Here is a 20,952-nt window from a genome sequence, read left to right on the forward strand (position 1 = left end):
GGACCTCGGGCCCGGCATGAGCACACCTTCAACCCGCGCGCTTTTTTCGGTCTTTGGCCGCATCGGTCTGCTGTCCTTTGGCGGGCCGGCCGCCCAGATCGCCCTGATGCACCGGGAGCTGGTTGAAGAGCGCAACTGGCTGACCGAGGAGAGTTTCCTGCGGGCCTTGTCGCTCTGCATGCTCCTGCCCGGTCCCGAAGCGATGCAACTGGCAACCTACGCCGGATGGCGGTTGCGCGGGGTGCCGGGCGGGTTGATCGCAGGCCTGCTTTTTGTCGGGCCCGGCGCGCTGGTGATCCTGACGCTGGCGCTGATCTACGCGTCATTCGGGCAGGTCCCGCTGGTTCAGGCCGCCTTTACCGGGGTCAAGGCAGCGGTCATCGTCATCGTACTGCAGGCGCTGCTGAAGGTCGCAGGCAAGGCGCTCAAGACCTCAGGGGCGGTGACGCTCGCCGCCCTCGCCTTTCTGGGCCTGTTTTTCTTTGCGGTCCCCTACCCGCTCATCATCGCGGGGGCCGCTCTCCTTGGAGCCTGTTTCCAGAGCGGGGTACAGCCGCCCCCGCCAGCCCCGCCCCGCTCGCGCGGCAACCCGGTCCCGGTGATCCTGATCTGGGGCGCGCTCTGGGCCGCGCCTGTCGGGGTGCTCGCCCTGATCGATCATGTGTTCCTGATGCAGATCGCGCTCTTTTTCTCCAAGCTGGCCGTGGTCACCTTTGGCGGTGCCTATGCGGTGCTGGCCTACATGACGCAGACGGTGGTGGCGGATTATGGCTGGATCACCACCGCCCAGATGATGGACGCGCTCGGTCTGGCCGAAACCACACCAGGCCCGTTGATCCTTGTGACGCAGTTTGTCGCGATGCTCGCAGGTTTTGCCCAAGACGGTGTGGGGCTTGCCCTTGCCGCAGGTGCCGTGGCCCTTTGGGTGACCTTCGTGCCTTGTTTTTTGTGGATTTTTCTGGCCGGCCCCTATCTTGACCTGATCGCGACACGTCCCCGGCTGTCGGCAGCCCTCAACGCCATAACGGCCGCCGTGGTGGGCGTTATCCTCAATCTGGCCCTGTGGTTTGCCATCCACGTGCTTTTCACCAACGTCGGCGAGGTCACGTGGCTGGCCGCCCCCGTCCCGACACTTGCATCTTTGGATGTCAAAGCGCTGGCCTTGACCGGTCTCGCCGCCCTGCTGCTGCTCGGCCTCAAACGTGGCGTTGCTGAAACACTGGGCATTTTGGCCGTCGCCGGTCTCAGCCTTTCTGCAATCTGAGGTCAAAGTACGGATTGCGCAGAGACCTCTTTTATCCGGCAGGGAATCGGCTATGCTCACCTTGTAACTTCTTCTTTGCTCAGAGGGTCTCTGATGAGCCGCTCCATTGATTATGGCAACTTGATGCACGAGGCCATGCGTGGCCTCATCCGCAAGGTGCTCTTGGATGTGCGCGACAATGGCTTGCCAGGCGATCACCACTTTTTCATCACCTTCGACACAAGCCACCCCGATGCAGAGCTCGCGGACTGGCTGTTTGACCGCTACCCCGGAGAAATGACCGTGGTGATGCAGCATTGGTACGACAATCTGGATGTCTCGGAAGAAGGGTTTTCGGTGACCCTGAATTTCGGTGATGCCCCCGAGCCCTTGTACATCCCTTATGACGCGATCAAGACCTTCGTTGATCCGTCGGTGGAGTTCGGCCTGCGGTTTGAGACCCAGAGTGGGGACGAGGAAGAAGGCGAGGCAACACCGGCCCAGATGCCCGCGACAAACCCGGCCCCGGTCCCGCTGGCAGATATCGAAACGGTCGAAGAAACCCCCAAAGACGCCGAAATCGTCTCTCTCGACAGTTTCCGTAAATAGGCCGCCTCGCTTACTTGCGCCTCAAAAAAGTCGAGACGGTCCGCTGTATATCCCCGTTTCTGACCCGTTGGAAATCCAGGTTCAGCCCGCCCGGCGCCAGCGTTCTGTCGAACTCCTGTATCTCGTAGCCCCCGTCTTCGGTGACATAGAGCGAATAGACACTCAGTGTATCTCCGACAATTCGGCTCCAGACGTAGGGCTCGCCCTTCATGGGATTGAGCTGCACGCTATGACCAAAGACATTGCGGGTCATGGCGGAGGAGAAAACGCCTGTCCGGTCGCTCGGCACAAATTCGATCGTGTAGGATTTATCCTTGGAGGAGCCGTCCCCGCGGTAGGAGGTCGATGTCCAGCTGACTGTGAAAGCCTCGTCTGTTCCGCGAATCTGAACGCTCATATCGCGCGGCTGCGTTGTACCATCTGCCGAGATCAAATCTGCCGATCCGACATAATCCCCAACAAAGCGCGAGATATCTGCCTGTGCCGCTGCGGCGACCATCACAACGGCAGCAGCAAGAATGCCGCGCACCACGGCGCGCCCCGCCCCGATCATCCTCTGAGTCATTGTGCCCATCCTCCTGTCTTTCTTCGGGTCCGGTCAGGCACCACCCTGAACCGTCCTTCTCCGGATACAAGATAATGCTTGCTCATTTGCTTACAACGCATGATACGCCCTTCGTCCTGCCCTGTTGCGCCCGCGCCCGTGCAGGGCTACACCGCTTTTGACTTTATAGAGACGGAGCGCATGATGTCCCAGACCCGCATAGAGACCGACAGTTTTGGCCCCTTGGAAGTCCCTGCGGACAAATACTGGGGCGCGCAGACACAGCGGTCGATCCTGAACTTCCCCATTGGCTGGGAAAAGCAACCTGTGGCCATCGTCCGGGCGCTCGGTGTTATCAAACAGGCCTGCGCGCAGGCGAATATCGAACTGGGCAAGCTTGACGCCACCCGCGGGGACGCCATTGTCCAGGCCGCCAGTGAGGTGGTTGCGGGCAAATTTGACGACAACTTCCCCCTGGTGGTCTGGCAGACCGGCTCCGGCACCCAGTCGAACATGAACGCCAATGAGGTGATCGCCAACCGGGCCATCGAGATCCTGGGCGGCCAGATCGGTTCCAAGGACCCGGTGCACCCCAATGACCACTGCAACATGGGCCAATCGTCCAATGACACTTTCCCCACCGCCATGCATATCGCCACTGCGATGATGGCGCGCGATGTGCTGCTGCCGGGGCTGGAAAAGCTGCACGGCGCCTTGCAGGCCAAGGTCGAGGCCTTCGACGGCATCATCAAAATCGGCCGCACACACACGCAGGACGCCACCCCCCTGACACTCAGCCAGGAGTTCTCAGGCTACACGCACCAGGTCGCCATGGGTATCCAGCGGGTCAAGGACGCTCTGGGCCGCATCTACGAGCTGGCGCAGGGCGGCACGGCTGTCGGCACCGGGCTGAACACGCCGAAAGGCTGGGACGTGATGGTCGCGAAAAACATGGCCGAGATCACCGGCCTGCCCTTCGTCACCGCCCCCAACAAGTTCGAGGCGCTGGCCGCCCATGACGCGATGGTCGAAATCTCGGGCGCTCTGAAGGTCGTGGCCGCGAGCCTGTTCAAAATCGCCAATGACATCCGCCTGCTGGGCTCCGGCCCCCGCTGCGGGTTGGGCGAGCTGGTGCTGCCCGAGAACGAGCCCGGCTCGTCGATCATGCCCGGCAAGGTCAACCCCACCCAATGCGAAGCGCTCACCCAGGTCTGTGCACATGTCTTCGGCAATGACGCCGCGGTGGGCTTTGCAGGCTCTCAGGGTCATTTCGAGCTGAACGTTTACAAACCCATGATGTCCTATAACGTCTTGCAATCCATGCAGCTTTTAGGGGATGCAGCCTCGACCTTTACCGATAATCTGGTCGTGGATCTGCAAGCGGATTCCGACCGGATTGAGCGGTTGATGCGCGAAAGCCTGATGTTGGTCACCGCTCTGGCCCCGGAGATCGGCTACGACAACGCCACAAAGGTTGCCAAGACAGCGCATAAGAACGGCACCACCCTGAAGGAAGAAGCGATTGCGCTCGGCTTTGTCGACGCCGAAACCTTTGAGCGTGTGGTGCGCCCGGAAAACATGATCAGTCCAAAGTAAGGAGCAGCCATGAGCACGCCCATCAATCTCAACAAGATCCGAAAGGAACGCGACAGGTCATCCCGCAAAGCGCGCGCGGCCGAAAACACGGTCGCTTTTGGGCAAACCAAATCCCAAAAGGAACTGCTGAAGGCCAAAGCGGCCAAGATCGCCCGCAACCTTGAGGCGCATAAGCGCGAAACATGAGCGGGCGACCGGTGAAACACTCGGTGACCTTGAAAGGTCACCGCACATCGATCTCTCTTGAAGATGAATTCTGGCTCGCCCTGCGGGACATCGCCGCGGAAAGAAACAGGCCCATCAACGCGTTAGTCGCAGAAATTGATGTAGAGCGCGGCGCAGATCTGGGCCTCGCCTCTGCACTGCGCCTGTTTGTTTTACAAGACCTGCAGGCGAAACTGGCGCGCGGTTAAATCGACGCCTGGTAAATCTGGTCGATGTTGCGGCCCAACGCCGCGTCAAACTCCGCCTCCGTCATTTTGACGTTCAACCCTTCGGTCAATGCGCGGCTGAAGCTTGCGATCATATGTGTGTTCTCCGCCAGCTTGGCCGAGGCGACATCGGTCGAATAGCCCCCTGAGAGCGCCACCACGCGCAGCACACGCGGATGCTGGGCCAGCGCGTCATAAAGCCCCGGCTGATCTGGCAATGTCAGCTTAAGCATAACATCAACACCATCCTCCAGAGCATTCAAATGCTTTGCAATTTCAGCTTCCAGGATTTCTTCTGCAGCGGCTTTGCTCTCCGAGTGGATGTTCACTTCGGGCTCCAGGATCGGCACAAGACCCGCGGCAATCACCTTTTTGGCCACCTCGAATTGCTGCGCCACGATGGCCGCAATGCCAGCCGGATCCGCTTCGTGAATGACAGAACGTTCTTTGGTGCCAAAGATGCCTTTGCCCTTGGCCTCGGCCAGCAGCGCGTCGAGACCGGGCATGGGTTTGAGCATCTGCACCCCGTCGCCCTGCTCTTCAAGCCCCTTGTCGATCTTCAGAAACGGGACAATCCCGCGATCCTGCCACAACAGCTCGGCCACGGGCTTTCCGTTGATCGTGTCATTCATCGTGCGCTCAAAGAGGATGGCCCCGATCACCTTGGCGCTGGTAAAATCGCGCGACAGGATAATCCGGGCGCGCATGTCATGCATGGCGCGGAACATCTCCTCGTCGCCTGAATAATCAGACGGTTCGACCCCGTAAAGGCTCAGCGCTTTCGGTGTGGAACCGCCAGACTGGTCCAGCGCCGCGATAAACCCTGCACCCGATTTCATTTGCTCACGCATCTTCATATGGTCTGACATTTGAGATTTTCCTTCTGATTCCGCCCCTTGCCCCCGTGCATAAATCAAGCGACCGGGGGATGGTACATGTTAGCGCCGGACAATCCGCAGCCAGATGCCATTCTGCGCCCGGACGGTCAGATGTGCCACAGGCACCGGGGCGGGCCTCTGCGTGAGGACTACCCGATGCTCCTTGAGGATATGGGCCAGCATCAAGACCCCCTCCAGCATGGCAAACCCCGCGCCCGGACAGACGCGGCGGCCCGCGCTGAAGGGCAGATAGGCCTCGCGGGCGCAGTATCTGCCGTTCTCCGTGTACCAGCGCCCCGGATCAAAGCCATCCGGATCCTCCCACATACGGTTATGGCGATGGATGTGCCAGGGGCTTATCACCACCTGCGCCCGAAGCGGAATGTCGCGCTTTCGGAACACTTCGGGTTGCGTTGTCTCGCGCACCATCATCGGCACCGGGGGGTAGAGCCGCAGGGTTTCGCGAAACACATCCCGCGTCACCTTGAGCTTTGACATCACGGCAAAATCCGGGGTGTCGAGCTGCTGTGCTTCTTCGGCCACCTTGTCTTGCCACTCGGGGAACAGCGCCAAAAGATAGAGCGACCACGCCAGCGACGAAGCGCTGGTTTCATGCCCCGCAAGAAAGAAGATCGCCACCTGGTCGACCATCTCATCCACATCGAAGATATCCCCGGTTTCGGGGTCGGCGGTGGTCATGATTTTCGTGGCCAGATCATCCGGGGCGGTGCCGGTGTCGATCTCGGATTGTCGCGCGTCCGTGAGCCCGTGGATCAGGGTGCGGATTTCGGCCGCACTTTCACGGGTCCCGCGCCGAAACCCGCGGGGCATCCAGCGCGGCAGGGGGATGAAGGCCGCGATGTTCAGGATAGGCTGCGTGCGCTGATAGCGCCGAAAGGCATGATAGGTCTGATCGGCAATCCGGTGGTCTATGGGGATGGAAAACAGCGTGCGAAAAATCACATCTGCCGCGGCATGGCTGGCTTCGGCCTCGATCTCCACCTCGTGGCCCGCCTGTGCTGCGATGCGGGCCGCCGCTGCTTCTGAGGCCTGCCAGATGGCGTCGAAACTGTCGCGCAACCGCCCCCCTTCGAAGGCCGGATCAATGATCCGCCGCTGCCTTTCCCAGAGCGCGCCATTGGTCAGAAACACCGATTTGCCAAGAATGGGCCGCAACCCTTCGCCCACACGATCAGATTTCGGGAAATCTCTGGGCCGTTCCTTGAGCACCTTGCGTACCAGCGCCGGGTCGTTCGCAAGATAACTGCGAAAAAAGGGCGTCCGGAATTCGGCCATCCAGGCGCGGTAGAGCTTGGCCGGCTGGGCTGACAGAATGTCGTGCCGGAAGAGCCGCATGTACTGCCAGAGCGAGACCCGCTCCGCGCGGTCGGGCGGCTTTGGCGGCTGCGTCACGAGCGCACCGAGGTATATCCGCTGACAGCCGTCTCAAGGCGGGATTTCGAGGGTCTGCGCCCTGCATATCGCTCCGACAGACGCAGGGGGCCCGCGGTGATCTGGAAGTAATCATAGTCCTTCGGCCGGTCAAAGGCGCAGAGATACTGAAAATGCAGGCGAAAAAACCGCCAGCGCAGGGCCCGCCACCGCGCGGGGGACAGGCTTTGAGTAAAGGCCGCTGAAAAGACCAGCGGGCCGCGCTTGCCCGATGTGGCCTGACCCGACACGGATACCGGGTCACACAGGGCAAAACAGCAGCCGTCCCCCGGTGCCGTGACATCGACCCACGTGACATCCGCGCGTTGGGACAGGGCCCGCAGGTCCGCACGCAGCCTCTCGGCCCGCGGCAGAAACGACACCATCGGCACCACATGGCCCAGCGACAAGAGCCCAAGCGCCGGGGCCTCTTTGGGCCGGGGCCCCTCGGCCAGCAGATCAGACAGCACGCTGACCGCCAGATAGGCCCCAGAGGAGTGGCCCACCACCAGCACCTCTTGCACATCCTCGGCCAATGCCTCGGCAATCCGGCTGCGAAACAGGGTCAGTCGCGCCTCCAGCGCGGGAGGGTATGCGCCTTGTTCCGACGCGCTGAAGGCAAAATCATGCATCAGGTAATAGGCAAAGAACTTGCCGTCCTGATCGCGAAACCAGCGCAGGACCAAACCACCCAGAAGAAGGCCAAGCCCTGTGCCTGCCACAGCCACCATCGCCTCGTAAGCCGGGAGCACCTCGCGCCCCATCCGCGTGACGATCCGGTAGAACGCCGCCCCCAGCCCGAGCGCCAGCCCCGCCTGCGCCAAGAGCGCCACGACAGGATAAAGGGCTGCAATCACCGGCCCCTTGCGCAGCCGCATCAGGCGAAAGAGCGCGCCGGTCGAGATATAGATCCAGGCGGTCCGCAGCAGATCGGCATAGGTGGCCCGTACCGACCGCGGCCGGCTGTCCTGCACGATATCCGACCAGACCAGCACTTCGATCTCGGCCTCTGTCACCTGACCGTCGATATCCGAGCGAACGTGCCACCCGAACCGGTCGCGGTGCCTGCCGGGGCTCAAGGAGATATCATAGCCCGAGAGTGCGGCCTGTGCGGCAGCCTCTTTGCGGTAAAGCTCGCGGTACCGGCGGGGCGGAAAGGGGTCGTAGCCCGGAATGTAGAACACCTTGCGACGGCGAACGGGCGGGAGGGCGGTACTGCTCATCAGCGGGCCTTTTGCTGCCCGGCAGCACACGCCGGGATTGCAGACTACCTTAGAAGGTTTACCCCAAGGTTGCCAAGACCGGGAACTGTTCAAGCAGCCACCAGGAGAAGGTGGTGAACAGGCCCGTCAGCATCGCAAAACCAACCGCCAGCAGCAGCCCGCCCATGACCCGTTCAATGATTTTCATATGCCGCTTGAGCCGGTCCATCACCCCCATCGCGCGGGTGATGAACATCGCCGCCAGCAAGAAAGGCACGCCAAGTCCCATCGCGTAGACGCCCAGCAAAAAGGTGCCTCGCGCAACTGAGGCCTCGGACGCGGCCAGAGACAGGATCGCCCCCAGTTGCGGCCCGATGCAGGGGGTCCAGCCAAAGGCAAAGGCAAGCCCGAGAATATAGGCCCCAAAGCTTGAGCCGCCCTTGTCGCCTGCATCCATGCGCGCCTCCTGATCGAGGAACGGAATGCGGAAGACCCCCAGGAAATGCAGCCCAAAAATCATGATGACCACGCCGGAGGCCTGCGTGAACAAAACCTGGTTCTGCAGGAAAAACGCGCCAAAAGCCGAGGCCGTGAAGCCCAGGATCAGAAAGACCGTACTGAGCCCCATGACAAAGAACAGCGCGGCAATGGTGGCCCGCCGGCGCGCGGCGGCCTCGCCCGACATCTCGTTCAGGCTCACACCGCTCATATAGGCAAGATAGGGCGGGACAATCGGCAAGACGCAGGGGCTTAAAAAGCTGATGATTCCGGCCACTAGGGCCACGATCATCGCGGGCAGAAGGCCTGCATCTATGATTTCTATTCCGAACATGTGCCCTCCCTAGACTATCCGCGGCAAGGCGTCACCCCGCCCGTGCTTCACATCCTTGTGGACAGGACGAAATATCGCACGTATCTCAGAGCCATGACCGAGATGCCGAACCTGCTGGATGCCACCGGGCTTTTGTGCCCCCTGCCCGTGCTCAAAGCACGCAAACGCCTGAACGGACTTGCCGCAGGCGAGACGCTGACGGTGATGGCCGATGATCCTGCCGCGATTGTGGATGTGCCGCATTTTTGCACCGAAACCGGGCATGAGCTGGTCTCCAGCACCATCGACGGCGCGACGCAAACCTATGTGATCCGCAAGGCGGGATGAAAAAAGGCGGGCCTTGCACCCGCCTTTTCTAGGTCTGTCGCAAGCCCGGTCAGCCGCCCAAGGACCACCAGCCCTTGCGCTTGGGTTTTTCGGGAGCGTCCGGCACCTCGGTGGCCACCGGATCAGGTTCTGCTGCGGCCGCAACCGGCGCTGGCTCTGGCGCGGGGGCAGTCTCGCTCGGGGCCGGGTTCGGGTCCGCCGCTTCAGGGGCCGTGGTGGCTTCTGCCGCTGCAGGGGTGGTTTCTTCTGCGGCCTCAGGTGTCACTTTCTTGGCCCGGCTTGCCCGCTTGCGCTTGGGTTTTGCTGGGGTTTCCTCTGCCGCCGCTGGCGCCTCGACAGGCTCTGCCGCTGGCGCTGCCGTGTCCTCGGGGGCTTCAGCGGAGGGCGCCGACTCTACAGGTTCAGCCTTGGGCTTGCGGCTGCGCGACCGGGTTCTCTTGGGTTTTTCGGGCTCTTTTTCGGGCACCGCCGCACTGGCCTCGGACGCAGGATCGACCGCGGGCTGCTCTTGCGCAACCTCACTGGCAGCCTCTGCGCTCACCGGCGTCTGCCCCTCATTGGGACTGTCTGTCGCCTCATGCGCTTCGCCCGCGTTGTTCTTGTTGCGGCTCCGACGCCGACGACGGCGACGGCGTTTCGGCTTGCCCTCTCCCTCGGCCTCAGGCGTCGCCTCATCGGCCGGTGCCGCCGGGGCATTATCAGCGGCATCGACCTGGTCATCGTCCGCATCGACCTCATCCATCAGGGACGTATCGACAGAGACCACATGCGCTGGGATCGCCGCGACCACGCGGGTTGCGGTCTTGAACTTCTCCATGCTGAAATCAGGGCTGACCAGCATCGGGTCACCCTCAATCCGCACGGACAACCCGTAGCGCGCCTCGATATGGGCAATGTGTTCGCGTTTCTGGTTCATCAGGAAGTTCGCGATGCCCACGGGGGCCTTGATCAGCACCTCGCGCGAGCGTTTGCGGGTGCCTTCCTCTTCGATCTGGCGCAGGATCGAGAGCGCCAGATTGTCATCCGACCGAATCAGACCGGTGCCGTGGCAGGCCTGACAGGGCTGGGTCGTGGCCTCGATCATGCCCGGACGCAGACGCTGGCGCGACATCTCCATCAGGCCGAACCCGGAGATGCGGCCCACCTGGATGCGCGCGCGGTCGGTCTTGAGCTTGTCCTTCATGCGCTTTTCGACGGCGGCGTTGTTCTTGCGTTCGTCCATGTCGATGAAGTCGATCACGATCAGACCGGCAAGGTCCCGCAGGCGCAGCTGGCGGGCCACCTCGTCGGCGGCCTCCAGGTTGGTCTTGAGCGCCGTCTGCTCGATGGAGCCTTCCTTGGTGGCACGGCCTGAGTTCACATCCACAGCCACCAGCGCCTCGGTCACGCCGATCACGATATAGCCGCCCGAGGGGAGCTGAACGGTGGGGTTGAACATGCCCGCGAGATAGCTCTCGACCTGATGGCGCGCGAAAAGCGGCAGGCCTTCGCTGTAGAGCTTCACGTTCTTGGCGTGGGACGGCATGATCATCTTCATGAAGTCCTTGGCGATGCGGTAGCCGCGATCGCCCTCGACAAAAACCTCATCAATGTCACGGTTATAAAGATCCCGGATTGAGCGTTTGATGAGGTCGCCCTCTTCGTAGATCTTCGCAGGGGCGATGGATTTCAGGGTCAGCTCGCGGATCTGTTCCCAGAGCCGCTGCAGGTATTCATAATCGCGCTTGATCTCTGCCTTGGTGCGTTTGGCCCCGGCCGTGCGTACAATGAGACCGGCGCCCTGTGGCACCTCGATCTCATTCGCAATCTCCTTGAGTTTCTTGCGGTCGGCAGCGTTGGTGATCTTGCGAGAAATCCCCCCCCCGCGCGCGGTATTGGGCATCAGCACACAGTACCGCCCGGCAAGGCTGAGGTAGGTGGTCAGGGCCGCGCCCTTGTTGCCACGTTCTTCCTTGACGACCTGCACCAGCAAGATCTGCCGGACCTTGATGACTTCCTGAATCTTGTAGCGCCGCGGCCGCGGCTTGCGCGCGGGGCGGATATCCTCCTGATCATCGTCATCAGCCACGGATTCGATGCTGTCATCCTTGGCAGAGGCATCGGGCTTGCGCGGCGCGGCCTCATCGTCCTCATCGGTCTCTGCATCAGTGGCCTCAGCGGCCTCGCCATCGGATGCCTCCGCCTGAGTGGGCGGCTCATCGTCTTCGGGCTCTTCGACCGGCGTCTCGGCGACCCGCTCCATCGGAGAGGAGCCTTCCTCATCCTCCAGATCAATGGTCTGCATGCCTTCGATCTGATCGGATTCGACATCCCTGGTTGCCACTGCATCGTCCGATGCGGTCTCTTCGGCCTTGGCCTTGGGCCGGCTGCGCGAGCGACGGCGCTTGGGCTTTTCGTCCTCGTCTTCCTTGGCCTTCTGCGCTTCGGCATAGGCACGTTCTTCCTCCATCAGGGCCTGACGGTCGGCGACGGGGATCTGGTAGTAGTCGGGGTGTATCTCGGAAAACGCCAGAAACCCATGCCGGTTTCCGCCATAATCCACGAAGGCCGCCTGAAGCGACGGCTCGACCCGCGTTACTTTTGCAAGATAGATGTTGCCAGCAAGCTGGCGTTTGTTCTCGGATTCAAAGTCGAACTCCTCGACCTTGTTTCCGTCCACCACCACGACGCGGGTTTCCTCCGCGTGGGTGGCATCGATAAGCATTTTCTTAGCCATATTTCCAAATTGCACAGCCGCGATCCAAGGGCCCCCGGGGGAGCCACACGATGCGGGATATGTCTTGTCAGGGCGATTTGTGACACAGGCACTGGCCGGGCCGCGGGGGCCCTTGCCATTCTGCTCGATGCATTTGCGCGCGTCATCGCGGTTCTTCTCCGACACGGGCGCACCTCGGTGGCTCCGTATCCATTTTTACTGCGCATCCCGGACCATCAGCCCATTGATACGTCAGCGGTTCTATTGCCGTTTCCGGCTCAATCGGTCTGCCTGAAAGATGCGTTTACGTCTCACATCGCTTCCAAAGCAGCGAATCTCACAAGGGAGTGCAGGCAAAGTCGCAATGCCTCCCATCTGTCTAGATAATGCGACCTTGGGCCAAATGACAATGGGCAATCTGTTATCCACAGGTTAATCCATGCTCAATCCATGCCGGATCGGTCCAAAAACCGGCATGGATTGACTTCAACTACAGGTAGTCGGACCGCTGCAGCCCGTATTTGGCCATTTTCTCGTTCAGTGTCCGGCGTGGCAGGCAAAGCTCTTCCATCACACTGGCAATCGAACCGCGGTGGCGCCGCATCGTGTTATCGATCAGCATCCGTTCGAACGCCTCGACATATTCTTTCAGCGGCTTGCCTTCCGTGGTCATCACCGGCTGCATGTCTTCGTGATCGTTCATCAGCAGCGAGGCAATGGTGCCTGCCCCGCGACGCGACTGCAGCACCGCGCGCTCTGCCAGATTGATGAGCTGGCGCACGTTGCCGGGCCAGGGAGCCTGAAGCAACTGGGCGGCTTCCTGTGCGGTGACCTGCGGGCTGTCACAGCCGTATTCTTCGGCAAACTGCTCACTCAGGCGGGTAAAGAGCGTCAGGATATCCTCGCCGCGCATCCGCAAGGGTGGCACGGTGATCCGTAATGCTGCCAGCCGGTAGAAAAGATCCGACCGCAAGGCGTCTTCAGAGGTGCGTCCCGCCTCCTGCAGATTCGAGATGGCGACAATGCGGGTCTCTGCCGGGGTGCCCTGTTCGTTTATCACGCTGAGCAGACGCGCCTGCAGGGTCTCTGACAGCGCCTCGATATCTTCGAGCACCAGCGTGCCGCCGCGCGCCTCTTCCATCGCGGGCAGTTGCGCATCCTCGGGCATCATCGGCCCAAAGAGCCGCTTGACCAGCGCGTCCTCTTCATAGGCACTGCAGCTGACCAGCACGAACTTCTTGCCCGCGCGCGAGCCCACCGCGTGCAGCGCATGGGCCACCAGCGTCTTGCCGGTCCCCGTCTCGCCATCGATCAGAACATGGCCGTCGGCCTGCCCCAGATCGAGGATGTCCTCACGCAGACGCTCCATCACCGGGCTTTGGCCAATGAGTTTCTTCATAAGCTGCGTGCCGTCCGACAGCTCGCGCCGCAGCGCGCGGTTGTCCATCACCAGACGCCGCGCGCCGGTTGCTTTCTTGGCCAGATCCGACATGCGGTCCGGGTTGAAGGGTTTCTCAAGGAAGTCGAACGCGCCCACGCGCATCGCCTCCACCGCCATCGGCACGTCGCCGTGGCCGGTGATCATGATGACCGGCAGGGCGCTGTCATTGCCCATCAGTTTTTTGAGAAACTGCATCCCGTCCATGCCCGGCATGCGGATGTCAGAGATCACAATACCGGGGTATTCAGGCCCCAGCACCTTGAGCGCGTCCTCGGCACTGCCAAATGTTTCGGTGTCATATCCCGACAGGGCCAGCCATTGGCTGATCGACTGCCGCATATCCTGTTCATCGTCCACGATCGCAATTTTCATGGCTTGTGTCATGGTCTACTCCGCTGCTTGTGTCGTCGTTTCGCTGCCCAATATTGGCAACTGCATTTCAAATACTGCGCCACCAATCTGGCCGTTACGCGCTGTGAGGCGTCCTCCGAGATCGGAAACGATCTGAGAAGAGATCGCAAGCCCCAGCCCGACACCGTCTCCAGGCTGCTTGGTGGTGTAGAAGGGTTCAAAGAGTGCATCGAGGTCTTCGATCCCGGGCCCGTTGTCCCGCACGGTCAGGGTCGCGGTCTCGCCCGCCGAGAGGATGATCTCGACCTTCGGGTCACGCTCGGACTTGGTGGCATCAATGGCGTTGCGCAACAGGTTCACCATCACCTGTTCGATCCGCAGCCTGTCGCCCATCACCTCGACCGGGTTTTCGGGCACGATCCGGTTGATCTGGACCTGCCGCTGACGCAATTGCGGCTCCATCATGGCGAGGCTTGAAGCGAGCGCATCGCCCATGTCCACTGGCGAAAACGCCTCTTGCCCCTTGCGGGCGTAGGATTTGAGCTGCCGGGTAATCCCGCCCATCCGTTCGATCAGATCGTCGATCCGGCCAAAGGACGACAGCGCCTCATCATGGCGGTTGCGACGCAGCAAAAGCCGCGCGCCGGCCAGATAGGTTTTCATCGCGGCAAGCGGTTGATTGAGCTCGTGGCTGACCGCCGCAGACATCTCGCCCAGGGCCGCAAGCTTGCTGGACTGTTCCAGCGTCTGTTCGGCCACGGCAAGCGTTTCCTGAACCCGTTTGCGTTCGGCAATTTCTCGCTGCAAGGCAGCATTAAGAGAGCGTAATTCGGCAGATTCCCGCTGAAACAGGGCCATGCGCAGCGCTGTCCTGCGGTTCAAAGCATAGAAAGTCAGCGCCAGAAGAATCGCAAATCCCATGATCTCGAGCGCCAGCACGCCGTTTACCCGCTCACGCACCGACGCATAGGTTGTAAAGCTGGCCATGCGCCATCCCCTGAAGGGAATACGGTTTTCCAGACGCATCACCGCCTCGCCCTGCAGATAAGCATCGGGGGGCAAAGCGGTCCAATCCGCCGTCGCCTGAATGGCGCGCTGAATCGCGTTCTGAGGGGTTTGCCGTGCCAGCGCCTCTTCTTCTGTCCGCCCCCGCCAGCGCGGCTCCGTGGTCAGGATGATCGTGCCGGTGCTATCCGTCACGATCACCGCATCCGAAATGCCCGCCCAGGCGCGCCCGAATTTCTGCAGATCCACTTCGACGGCGATGACACCCAGCACCTCGGAGCCCGATTGCACGCGCCGCGAGTAAAAGAACCCGTAGCCGCCCGTTTCACGCTCCGCGATGGTGAAAATCGTGCCGTTTGAGCGTATCGCATCGACAAAAAAGGCGTCGGCCCGGTGGTTGGCCCCCAGCCGGCTGCGGTCGGTGGCCGCAACCGTGCGCCCGTCAATATCCATCAGCACCAGCGACGCGGCCCCGATCTCCTCAACAAAAGAGATCAGGCGCCGGGTGGAGGCGGTATAATCCGCAGAATTCAGCGCCCCGATAAGCTCGGGGTCGCGGGCGAGCAGCTGCGGTACGATGGCGTTTTGCCGCAATTCCGCTAGCAAGTTCCCGCTGTAGAGCGCCAGCCGCAATTCCGCGCGGTTGCGCGTGCTTTCCGTAAAGCGGTCGGTGAGCATTTTGTTGGTAACCGATACCGTAATGAACGCCAGAACAAGTATAACGCCCACGGCCATACGAATGCGCCATGTGCTGGCGGCTGTGTCGGGTTCTGACGAGGTATCGCGCTCCATGCAGTAGAGACTACGCTGATTGCGCGGCCCGGCTCAAGTCACAGGCGCGCTGAGCGCCCCGGTCAATGCGCGAAACAGCGCCTGCCCGTCGGTGCCACCGTGGTCGGCATCCGCTGCGCGTTCGGGATGCGGCATCAGGCCCAGCACCCGGCGATTGTCCGACAGAATGCCCGCGATATCCGCTTTGGCGCCATTCGGAGTTTCCGTATAGGTAAAGGCCACCCGGTCCTCGCCCTGGAGCCGCGCGATGGTCTCGTCATCGGCAAAGTAATTGCCGTCATGATGGGCAATCGGGATGTTGACCGTATCGCCGGCGTTGTAGCCTTCGGTATAGGCCGAGGCCGAGGTCTCGACCTTGAGGCCGACGGTCTTACAGATGTACTTCAGACCCGCATTGCGCAGCAAGACCCCCGGCAGCAGGCCGGTTTCCGTCAGCACTTGAAAGCCGTTGCAGATGCCAAGGACATATCCGCCCCGCTGCGCATGGGCCGCCACGGACCCGCAAATCGGGGATTTGGCCGCGATGGCCCCGCAGCGCAGATAATCGCCAAAGGAAAAGCCGCCCGGAATGCCGATGATGTCCACACCCTGCGGGATTTCCGTGTCCTTGTGCCAGACCTTGGAGACCTTGGCCCCTGCCGCCTCGAAGGCTACCGCGAGGTCCCTGTCGCAGTTCGACCCCGGAAAGACAACAACCGCAGCGTGCATCAGCCCATCTCCACCGTGTAGGATTCGATCACCGTGTTGGCCAGAAGCTTTTCACACATCGCGGTCACATCCGCTTCGGTCGCGCCCTCGGCCAGATCAAGTTCAATCACCTTGCCCTGCCGCACGCCGTTGACGCCCTCGAACCCCATCGCCCCCAGCGCGTGGCGCACCGCCTCGCCCTGCGGGTCAAGAACCCCGTTTTTCAACATTACATGCACACGTGCTTTCATGTTTATGTCCTTTGTCAGTCTCGACCGCGCCGGCGCTCAGTTGATAAGCGTCGGTTTGGTGATCGGTGTGGCATTTTTCGGCATCACGCCCAACCGCTCTGCCACTTCGGTATAGGCATCGGCGAGGCTGCCCAGATCACGCCGGAACACATCCTTGTCCAGTTTCTGGCCGGTCTCGATGTCCCAGAACCGGCAACTGTCGGGGCTGATTTCATCCGCAATCACCAGCCGCTGGAAATCGCCATCATAAACGCGCCCGATCTCGATCTTGAAATCCACCAGCCGGATGCCAACGCCCAGCATGAGGCCGGACATGAAATCATTGACCCGCAGCGCGAGGCTGAGGATATCGTCCATGTCCTGCTGACTGGCCCATCCGAAGGCCGCGATATGCTCTTCGGTGACCAGCGGGTCGCCAAGGCTGTCGTCCTTATAGCAGTATTCCACAATCGGGCGCGGCAATTGCATGCCTTCTTCCAGCCCCAGCCGTTTGGCCATGGTGCCTGCCGCGTAATTGCGTACGATGATCTCAAGCGGGATAATATCCACGCTGCGCACCAATTGTTCGCGCATGTTCAACCGCTTGATGAAATGCGTCGGCACACCGATCTGTCCAAGACCGGTCATGAAAAACTCTGACAGCCGGTTGTTGAGAACCCCCTTGCCTTCGATCACGGCCTTCTTTTCGGCGTTGAACGCGGTGGCGTCATCCTTGAAATACTGAACGATGGTGCCCGGTTCGGGGCCTTCATAAAGAATCTTTGCCTTGCCTTCGTAGATTTTCTTGCGCCGGGCCATGGGCGTCCTTTCGCGAGGGGGTCCTGAGGTTCAGGACCTGCTATGGGCCTCTCTTAGTGCAAGCCCTGCGCTGCTGCAAGCCAGCGGACCTTGCGCAATCGTGCGCAAACTCGCATATCTACATCAACAGCAGATTTATGTTCAGGAGAAAGCCCGATGTCCACCTTCGATGATCGCGAAAACGCCTTTGAAAACAAATACGCCCATGATGCGGAAATGCAATTCAAGGCGGAGGCACGGCGCAACAAGCTGCTGGGGCTTTGGGCAGCAGAGCTTTTGGGTAAGACCGGCACCGATGCTGAGGATTACGCAAAGGAAGTGGTGAAATCGGATTTTGAAGAAGCCGGCGAAGAAGACGTCTACCGCAAGGTTTCCGGCGATCTCGGCGCGAAGGCGGATGAGACAACGATCCGGGCACAGATGGCGGCCCTGATGATCGAGGCCAAACGCCAGTTGATGGCCAACGAATAAAACAAAAAAAGTCGGAGAATAGGACCGCGCATCCCGGAAGCTGCGCGGTTTTTTGTATTCCGCGTCCTGCCACTTTTGGGCTTAACGCGGCTTTAAGATGGCGCACCTCATAACAAAGATGAAAATAATGAATTTGCCTCATGCACAAAGGCGTGAGATGAGGGCAATTGATAATCCCGGAGCCTGCGCATGTCCAACCCGATGATTGACCTTCTCAACGCCAAAGGCACGCTGCTGGCGGATGGGGCAACTGGCACAAACCTCTTTAACATGGGGCTGATGTCCGGTGATGCGCCCGAACTTTGGAATACCGACGAGCCTGGGAAGATCAAGACGCTCTACACAGGCGCGGTTGAGGCGGGCAGCGATCTTTTTCTGACCAATTCCTTTGGCGCGAATGCCTCGCGGTTGAAGCTGCATGGCGCGGAGAAACGCGTCCGCGAGCTCAGCCGTGTCGCAGCCGAGATCGGCCGCGATGTTGCAGATACCGCGGGGCGCAGGGTAATTGTGGCGGGATCGGTCGGCCCCACCGGCGACATCATGGAACCCGTGGGCACGCTCAGTCACGCACTGGCGGTGGAGATGTTTCATGAAACGGCGGACGGGCTGAAGGAGGGCGGCGCGGACATCGGCTGGCTGGAGACGATCAGCGCCCCCGAGGAATACCGCGCCGCCGCCGAAGGGTTTACGCTCGCGGGTCTTGCCTGGTGCGGCACCATGAGCTTTGACACCGCCGGGCGCACCATGATGGGTCTGACCAGCGCCGATATGGTCAAGATGGTCGAGGATCTGGGGGATCACGCCCCGCTGGGCTTTGGGGCCAACTGCGGTACCGGCGCCTCCGATCTGCTGCGCACGATCCTTGGGTTCGCAGCCCAGGGCGCTGAGCGTCCGATCATCGCCAAGGGCAATGCGGGCATTCCGAAATACGTCGACGGGCATATTCACTACGATGGCACGCCGGAGCTGATGGCCGATTACGCCGTGATGGCGCGGGCCTGCGGGGCGCGGATCATCGGGGGATGCTGCGGTACCATGCCGGAGCATTTGCGCCATATGCGCGAAGCTCTCGATACCCGGACGATGGATCACCCCCCCAGCCTGGAGGAGATCGTCGACAGGCTGGGGGCTTTTTCCTCCGCCGCCGATGGCACCGAAGCAGACGCGGCCCCTGCCCGCCGCACGTCACGCCGCAAGCGCCGTGCAGCAGGATAACCGGGGATATGGTCCGCCTTTTTCAAAACCAAGACGTGACATTGCCCGCGGCGCGCGGCCGGGAGACAGATTTAACCGACGCTTGATTGGCTCAATTCCACCATAGTTTTGCGTCATCGCGTCGCACAGCGCTTTCGCCGTGTCGCAATTCAGACAGTCGGAAACCACCGATCAGGCGAATGATGCATAAAATAGGACGCCATCTTGAGCGTTAAGCGAAGGGAATTCCATGTCAGACGAAGACGATATCATTCTCGCGGAACTGGACGATGAAGAGCTTGTCCAGCAGATGTTTGACGACCTCTACGATGGCCTGAAGGAAGAGATCGAAGAGGCGGTTCAGATTCTTCTTGAACGGGGATGGCAGCCTTATGACATCCTGACCAAGGCGCTTGTGGGCGGGATGACCATCGTCGGAGCGGATTTCCGCGACGGTATCCTCTTTGTGCCCGAGGTTCTGCTGGCCGCGAATGCGATGAAAGGCGGCATGGCGATCCTCAAACCGCTGCTGGTCGAAACAGGCGCGCCGCGGGTCGGCAAGATGGTCATCGGCACCGTCAAAGGCGACATCCACGACATTGGCAAGAACCTCGTGGGCATGATGATGGAAGGCGCGGGCTTTGAGGTCGTCGATCTCGGCATCAACAACCCGGTCGAGAGCTATATGGAAGCGCTGGAAAAGGAGCAGCCGGAAATCCTCGGGATGTCCGCCCTGCTGACCACCACGATGCCCTATATGAAGGTTGTGATTGACACGATGGTCGAACAGGGCGTGCGCGACAACTACATCGTGCTGGTGGGCGGCGCGCCCCTGAACGAGGAATTCGGCAAGGCGATTGGCGCGGACGCCTACTGCCGCGATGCCGCCGTGGCCGTGGAAACCGCCAAGGAATGGGTTGGCCGCATGCACAACCGGAAATCAGCCTGAAACCGAGGCCGGACCGGTTTGGAGGCCTGTTTCGGGACACCGAAACGGGCTTTTTTATCCCGCAGAGAGACGATGAACCAGATCAATGACGCAGAGCTGACCGACAAAGGACTGCCGCTCGAGCCGGCCTCGGGCAGAGTGCTGGTGATTGCCTGCGGCGCGCTGGCGCGCGAGATCATCGACCTCAAAACAGTCAACGGCTGGCACCACATCGATCTGACCTGCCTGCCCGCCAACCTGCATCTCTACCCTGAAAAGATCACGCAGGCGGTCCGGGACGCGGTGGCCCGGTACCGCCCGGAATATGCGACCATTTTCGTGGCCTACGCCGATTGCGGGACCGGCGGGCTGTTGCAGGCCGCCTGTGCCGAGATGGGCGTCGAGATGATTGCCGGTCCCCATTGTTACAGCTTTTTTGAAGGCAACGACCGGTTTGCCGCAAAGGCGGATCAGGAGATCACGACCTTCTACCTGACCGATTTTCTGGTTCGCCAGTTCGACGCTTTCGTGATCCGCCCGATGGGGCTTGATCGCCACCCCGAACTGCGTGACATGTATTTCGCGCATTACGAAAAGCTGGTCTATCAGGCGCAAACGGATGATCCGGCACTGACGGAAAAAGCCCGCGCCTGCGCGGACCGTCTGGGCCTGAAATTCGAGCGGCGCTTTACCGGCTGCGGCGACCTCGGCGCGGCGCTCAAGACCCTCTAGTCAGACGCTGCGGGCAGCGACCTCGCGGATCCGGTCGATCATCGCCCGCAATCCGTTGGAGCGTTGCGCCGACAGATGATCGTTGAGCCCCAGACGGCCCATTTCAGCGCGCGCATCGATGGCCAGCACATCCTGCAGCGCCACCCCGTTATAGAGTTTGCGCAGCAAGGCGATCAGCCCGTTTACAATCATCGCATCGCTTTCGCCTTCGAACTGCATCACACCGCCCTCGGGCGTCATGTGCAGCCAGACCTGACTGGCACAACCGTCCACTTTCGTGGCAGGCACCTTCAAGGCCTCCGCCAAAGGGGTCATTGCCTTGCCTTCTTCGATCACCATCCGGTAGCGGTCTTCCCAATCCTCGAGAAACGCGAAATCCTCGACCAGCTCTTCAAATGCATCCTGCGCCATGCCATGTCCTCATTCTACGGGTCAGAGGTAAGTTGCCCTGCCCCAAAGGTCCAGCCTTTCTGATGGACACTTTTCAACGGCAGCCAGATAGGCTAGTCGTGAG

22 protein-coding genes are annotated in these 20,952 nt (G+C 61.0%); 10 read left to right on the plus strand and 12 right to left on the minus strand.

Annotated features, from left to right (window positions below; translation table 11 throughout):
- The first annotated feature begins 16 nt into the window (after positions 1–16).
- Complete coding sequence (gene chrA / locus H7847_RS11275; protein WP_227269584.1) at positions 17–1,264, plus strand: chromate efflux transporter; 1,248 nt, start codon at positions 17–19, stop codon at positions 1,262–1,264.
- 93 nt (positions 1,265–1,357) lie between these two features.
- The gene (locus tag H7847_RS11280; protein ID WP_227269585.1) at positions 1,358–1,852 is read left to right on the plus strand and encodes an SspB family protein; all 495 of its coding nucleotides are present in this window, start codon (positions 1,358–1,360) and stop codon (positions 1,850–1,852) included.
- Between the two features lie 10 nt (positions 1,853–1,862).
- Here H7847_RS11280 and H7847_RS11285 read toward each other — a convergent pair whose 3' ends face one another.
- Positions 1,863–2,417, minus strand: a complete 555-nt coding sequence (locus H7847_RS11285; protein WP_227269586.1) for a hypothetical protein — start codon at positions 2,415–2,417, stop codon at positions 1,863–1,865.
- 183 nt (positions 2,418–2,600) lie between these two features.
- On the opposite strand from H7847_RS11285, the gene fumC reads away from it, so the two are divergent.
- The 3 genes from fumC to H7847_RS11300 are packed head-to-tail and all read left to right on the plus strand — an operon-like array spanning position 2,601 to position 4,405.
- A complete protein-coding gene (gene fumC / locus H7847_RS11290; protein WP_227269587.1) occupies positions 2,601–3,992 on the plus strand; it encodes a class II fumarate hydratase in 1,392 nt (463 codons plus the stop codon).
- Between the two features lie 9 nt (positions 3,993–4,001).
- Positions 4,002–4,178: a DUF4169 family protein gene (locus H7847_RS11295; protein ID WP_227269588.1), complete on the plus strand. Its 177-nt coding sequence runs from the start codon at positions 4,002–4,004 to the stop codon at positions 4,176–4,178.
- Positions 4,175–4,405 carry a ribbon-helix-helix domain-containing protein gene (locus H7847_RS11300; RefSeq protein ID WP_227269589.1) on the plus strand — a complete coding sequence of 77 codons (231 nt, stop codon included), beginning with the start codon at positions 4,175–4,177 and terminating at the stop codon, positions 4,403–4,405. The genes H7847_RS11295 and H7847_RS11300 overlap by 4 nt, the downstream gene beginning before the upstream one ends.
- On the opposite strand, the gene H7847_RS11305 is transcribed toward H7847_RS11300, so the two are convergent.
- The 4 genes from H7847_RS11305 to H7847_RS11320 all read right to left on the minus strand — a co-directional run bounded on the left by H7847_RS11305 (position 4,402) and on the right by H7847_RS11320 (position 8,766).
- Complete coding sequence (locus tag H7847_RS11305) at positions 4,402–5,292, minus strand: fructose bisphosphate aldolase (RefSeq protein ID WP_227269590.1); 891 nt, start codon at positions 5,290–5,292, stop codon at positions 4,402–4,404. The two genes, H7847_RS11300 and H7847_RS11305, sit on opposite strands and share 4 nt — an antisense overlap.
- 69 nt (positions 5,293–5,361) lie before the next feature.
- Positions 5,362–6,714, minus strand: a complete 1,353-nt coding sequence (locus tag H7847_RS11310; protein WP_227269591.1) for a cytochrome P450 — start codon at positions 6,712–6,714, stop codon at positions 5,362–5,364.
- Positions 6,711–7,955 (minus strand): hypothetical protein, encoded by a 1,245-nt coding sequence (locus H7847_RS11315; protein ID WP_227269592.1) that lies wholly within the window; start codon positions 7,953–7,955, stop codon positions 6,711–6,713. The genes H7847_RS11310 and H7847_RS11315 overlap by 4 nt, the downstream gene beginning before the upstream one ends.
- A gap of 58 nt (positions 7,956–8,013) precedes the next feature.
- Positions 8,014–8,766 (minus strand): cytochrome c biogenesis CcdA family protein, encoded by a 753-nt coding sequence (locus tag H7847_RS11320; RefSeq protein WP_227269593.1) that lies wholly within the window; start codon positions 8,764–8,766, stop codon positions 8,014–8,016.
- Between the two features lie 93 nt (positions 8,767–8,859).
- Between H7847_RS11320 and H7847_RS11325 the strand changes: the two genes are divergently transcribed.
- Entirely contained in the window at positions 8,860–9,093 is a 234-nt protein-coding gene (locus tag H7847_RS11325) for a sulfurtransferase TusA family protein (protein ID WP_227269594.1), read from the plus strand.
- Between the two features lie 49 nt (positions 9,094–9,142).
- On the opposite strand, the gene H7847_RS11330 is transcribed toward H7847_RS11325, so the two are convergent.
- The 6 genes from H7847_RS11330 to purC all read right to left on the minus strand — a co-directional run bounded on the left by H7847_RS11330 (position 9,143) and on the right by purC (position 17,113).
- On the minus strand, positions 9,143–11,809 hold the full coding sequence (locus tag H7847_RS11330; protein WP_227269595.1) for an Rne/Rng family ribonuclease: 2,667 nt from the start codon (positions 11,807–11,809) through the stop codon (positions 9,143–9,145).
- Between the two features lie 469 nt (positions 11,810–12,278).
- Positions 12,279–13,613 carry a sigma-54-dependent transcriptional regulator gene (locus H7847_RS11335; protein ID WP_227269596.1) on the minus strand — a complete coding sequence of 445 codons (1,335 nt, stop codon included), beginning with the start codon at positions 13,611–13,613 and terminating at the stop codon, positions 12,279–12,281.
- A gap of 3 nt (positions 13,614–13,616) precedes the next feature.
- Entirely contained in the window at positions 13,617–15,377 is a 1,761-nt protein-coding gene (locus H7847_RS11340; protein WP_227269597.1) for a sensor histidine kinase, read from the minus strand.
- Between the two features lie 33 nt (positions 15,378–15,410).
- Positions 15,411–16,085: a phosphoribosylformylglycinamidine synthase subunit PurQ gene (purQ, locus tag H7847_RS11345; protein ID WP_227269598.1), complete on the minus strand. Its 675-nt coding sequence runs from the start codon at positions 16,083–16,085 to the stop codon at positions 15,411–15,413.
- Positions 16,085–16,315, minus strand: coding sequence for a phosphoribosylformylglycinamidine synthase subunit PurS (gene purS / locus H7847_RS11350; protein WP_227269599.1), 231 nt, complete (start codon positions 16,313–16,315; stop codon positions 16,085–16,087). The genes purQ and purS overlap by 1 nt, the downstream gene beginning before the upstream one ends.
- 36 nt (positions 16,316–16,351) lie before the next feature.
- Positions 16,352–17,113, minus strand: coding sequence for a phosphoribosylaminoimidazolesuccinocarboxamide synthase (gene purC / locus H7847_RS11355; protein WP_227269600.1), 762 nt, complete (start codon positions 17,111–17,113; stop codon positions 16,352–16,354).
- Positions 17,114–17,269: 156 nt separating this feature from the next.
- On the opposite strand from purC, the gene H7847_RS11360 reads away from it, so the two are divergent.
- The 4 genes from H7847_RS11360 (at position 17,270) to H7847_RS11375 (ending at position 20,438) form a co-directional block, all read left to right on the plus strand.
- Positions 17,270–17,584 (plus strand): DUF1476 domain-containing protein, encoded by a 315-nt coding sequence (locus H7847_RS11360; RefSeq protein ID WP_227269601.1) that lies wholly within the window; start codon positions 17,270–17,272, stop codon positions 17,582–17,584.
- A gap of 189 nt (positions 17,585–17,773) precedes the next feature.
- Positions 17,774–18,799 carry a betaine--homocysteine S-methyltransferase gene (gene bmt / locus H7847_RS11365; protein WP_227269602.1) on the plus strand — a complete coding sequence of 342 codons (1,026 nt, stop codon included), beginning with the start codon at positions 17,774–17,776 and terminating at the stop codon, positions 18,797–18,799.
- Positions 18,800–19,028: 229 nt separating this feature from the next.
- Positions 19,029–19,727 (plus strand): corrinoid protein, encoded by a 699-nt coding sequence (locus tag H7847_RS11370; protein WP_227269603.1) that lies wholly within the window; start codon positions 19,029–19,031, stop codon positions 19,725–19,727.
- Positions 19,728–19,799: 72 nt separating this feature from the next.
- A complete protein-coding gene (locus tag H7847_RS11375) occupies positions 19,800–20,438 on the plus strand; it encodes a DUF1638 domain-containing protein (RefSeq protein ID WP_227269604.1) in 639 nt (212 codons plus the stop codon).
- Here the strand turns inward: H7847_RS11375 and H7847_RS11380 are convergent, their stop codons facing one another.
- Positions 20,439–20,849, minus strand: a complete 411-nt coding sequence (locus H7847_RS11380; protein WP_227269605.1) for a SufE family protein — start codon at positions 20,847–20,849, stop codon at positions 20,439–20,441. It lies immediately after the preceding gene.
- Positions 20,850–20,952 lie beyond the last annotated feature (103 nt).

This window comes from Roseobacter weihaiensis, from assembly GCF_020622345.1.
Classification (GTDB): Bacteria; Pseudomonadota; Alphaproteobacteria; order Rhodobacterales; family Rhodobacteraceae; genus Roseobacter; species Roseobacter weihaiensis.

Excerpts from the sequence above, each read along its gene's own strand:
- chrA (WP_227269584.1), top strand. The coding sequence starts at position 17 with ATGAGCACACCTTCAACCCGCGCGCTTTTTTCGGTCTTTGGCCGCATC.
- H7847_RS11280 (WP_227269585.1), top strand. The coding sequence starts at position 1,358 with ATGAGCCGCTCCATTGATTATGGCAACTTGATGCACGAGGCCATGCGT.
- H7847_RS11285 (WP_227269586.1), bottom strand. The coding sequence starts at position 2,417 with ATGACTCAGAGGATGATCGGGGCGGGGCGCGCCGTGGTGCGCGGCATT.
- fumC (WP_227269587.1), top strand. The coding sequence starts at position 2,601 with ATGTCCCAGACCCGCATAGAGACCGACAGTTTTGGCCCCTTGGAAGTC.
- H7847_RS11295 (WP_227269588.1), top strand. The coding sequence starts at position 4,002 with ATGAGCACGCCCATCAATCTCAACAAGATCCGAAAGGAACGCGACAGG.
- H7847_RS11300 (WP_227269589.1), top strand. The coding sequence starts at position 4,175 with ATGAGCGGGCGACCGGTGAAACACTCGGTGACCTTGAAAGGTCACCGC.
- H7847_RS11305 (WP_227269590.1), bottom strand. The coding sequence starts at position 5,292 with ATGTCAGACCATATGAAGATGCGTGAGCAAATGAAATCGGGTGCAGGG.
- H7847_RS11315 (WP_227269592.1), bottom strand. The coding sequence starts at position 7,955 with ATGAGCAGTACCGCCCTCCCGCCCGTTCGCCGTCGCAAGGTGTTCTAC.
- H7847_RS11320 (WP_227269593.1), bottom strand. The coding sequence starts at position 8,766 with ATGTTCGGAATAGAAATCATAGATGCAGGCCTTCTGCCCGCGATGATC.
- H7847_RS11325 (WP_227269594.1), top strand. The coding sequence starts at position 8,860 with ATGACCGAGATGCCGAACCTGCTGGATGCCACCGGGCTTTTGTGCCCC.
- H7847_RS11330 (WP_227269595.1), bottom strand. The coding sequence starts at position 11,809 with ATGGCTAAGAAAATGCTTATCGATGCCACCCACGCGGAGGAAACCCGC.
- H7847_RS11335 (WP_227269596.1), bottom strand. The coding sequence starts at position 13,613 with ATGACACAAGCCATGAAAATTGCGATCGTGGACGATGAACAGGATATG.
- H7847_RS11340 (WP_227269597.1), bottom strand. The coding sequence starts at position 15,377 with ATGGAGCGCGATACCTCGTCAGAACCCGACACAGCCGCCAGCACATGG.
- purQ (WP_227269598.1), bottom strand. The coding sequence starts at position 16,085 with ATGCACGCTGCGGTTGTTGTCTTTCCGGGGTCGAACTGCGACAGGGAC.
- purS (WP_227269599.1), bottom strand. The coding sequence starts at position 16,315 with ATGAAAGCACGTGTGCATGTAATGTTGAAAAACGGGGTTCTTGACCCG.
- purC (WP_227269600.1), bottom strand. The coding sequence starts at position 17,113 with ATGGCCCGGCGCAAGAAAATCTACGAAGGCAAGGCAAAGATTCTTTAT.
- H7847_RS11360 (WP_227269601.1), top strand. The coding sequence starts at position 17,270 with ATGTCCACCTTCGATGATCGCGAAAACGCCTTTGAAAACAAATACGCC.
- bmt (WP_227269602.1), top strand. The coding sequence starts at position 17,774 with ATGTCCAACCCGATGATTGACCTTCTCAACGCCAAAGGCACGCTGCTG.
- H7847_RS11370 (WP_227269603.1), top strand. The coding sequence starts at position 19,029 with ATGTCAGACGAAGACGATATCATTCTCGCGGAACTGGACGATGAAGAG.
- H7847_RS11375 (WP_227269604.1), top strand. The coding sequence starts at position 19,800 with ATGAACCAGATCAATGACGCAGAGCTGACCGACAAAGGACTGCCGCTC.
- H7847_RS11380 (WP_227269605.1), bottom strand. The coding sequence starts at position 20,849 with ATGGCGCAGGATGCATTTGAAGAGCTGGTCGAGGATTTCGCGTTTCTC.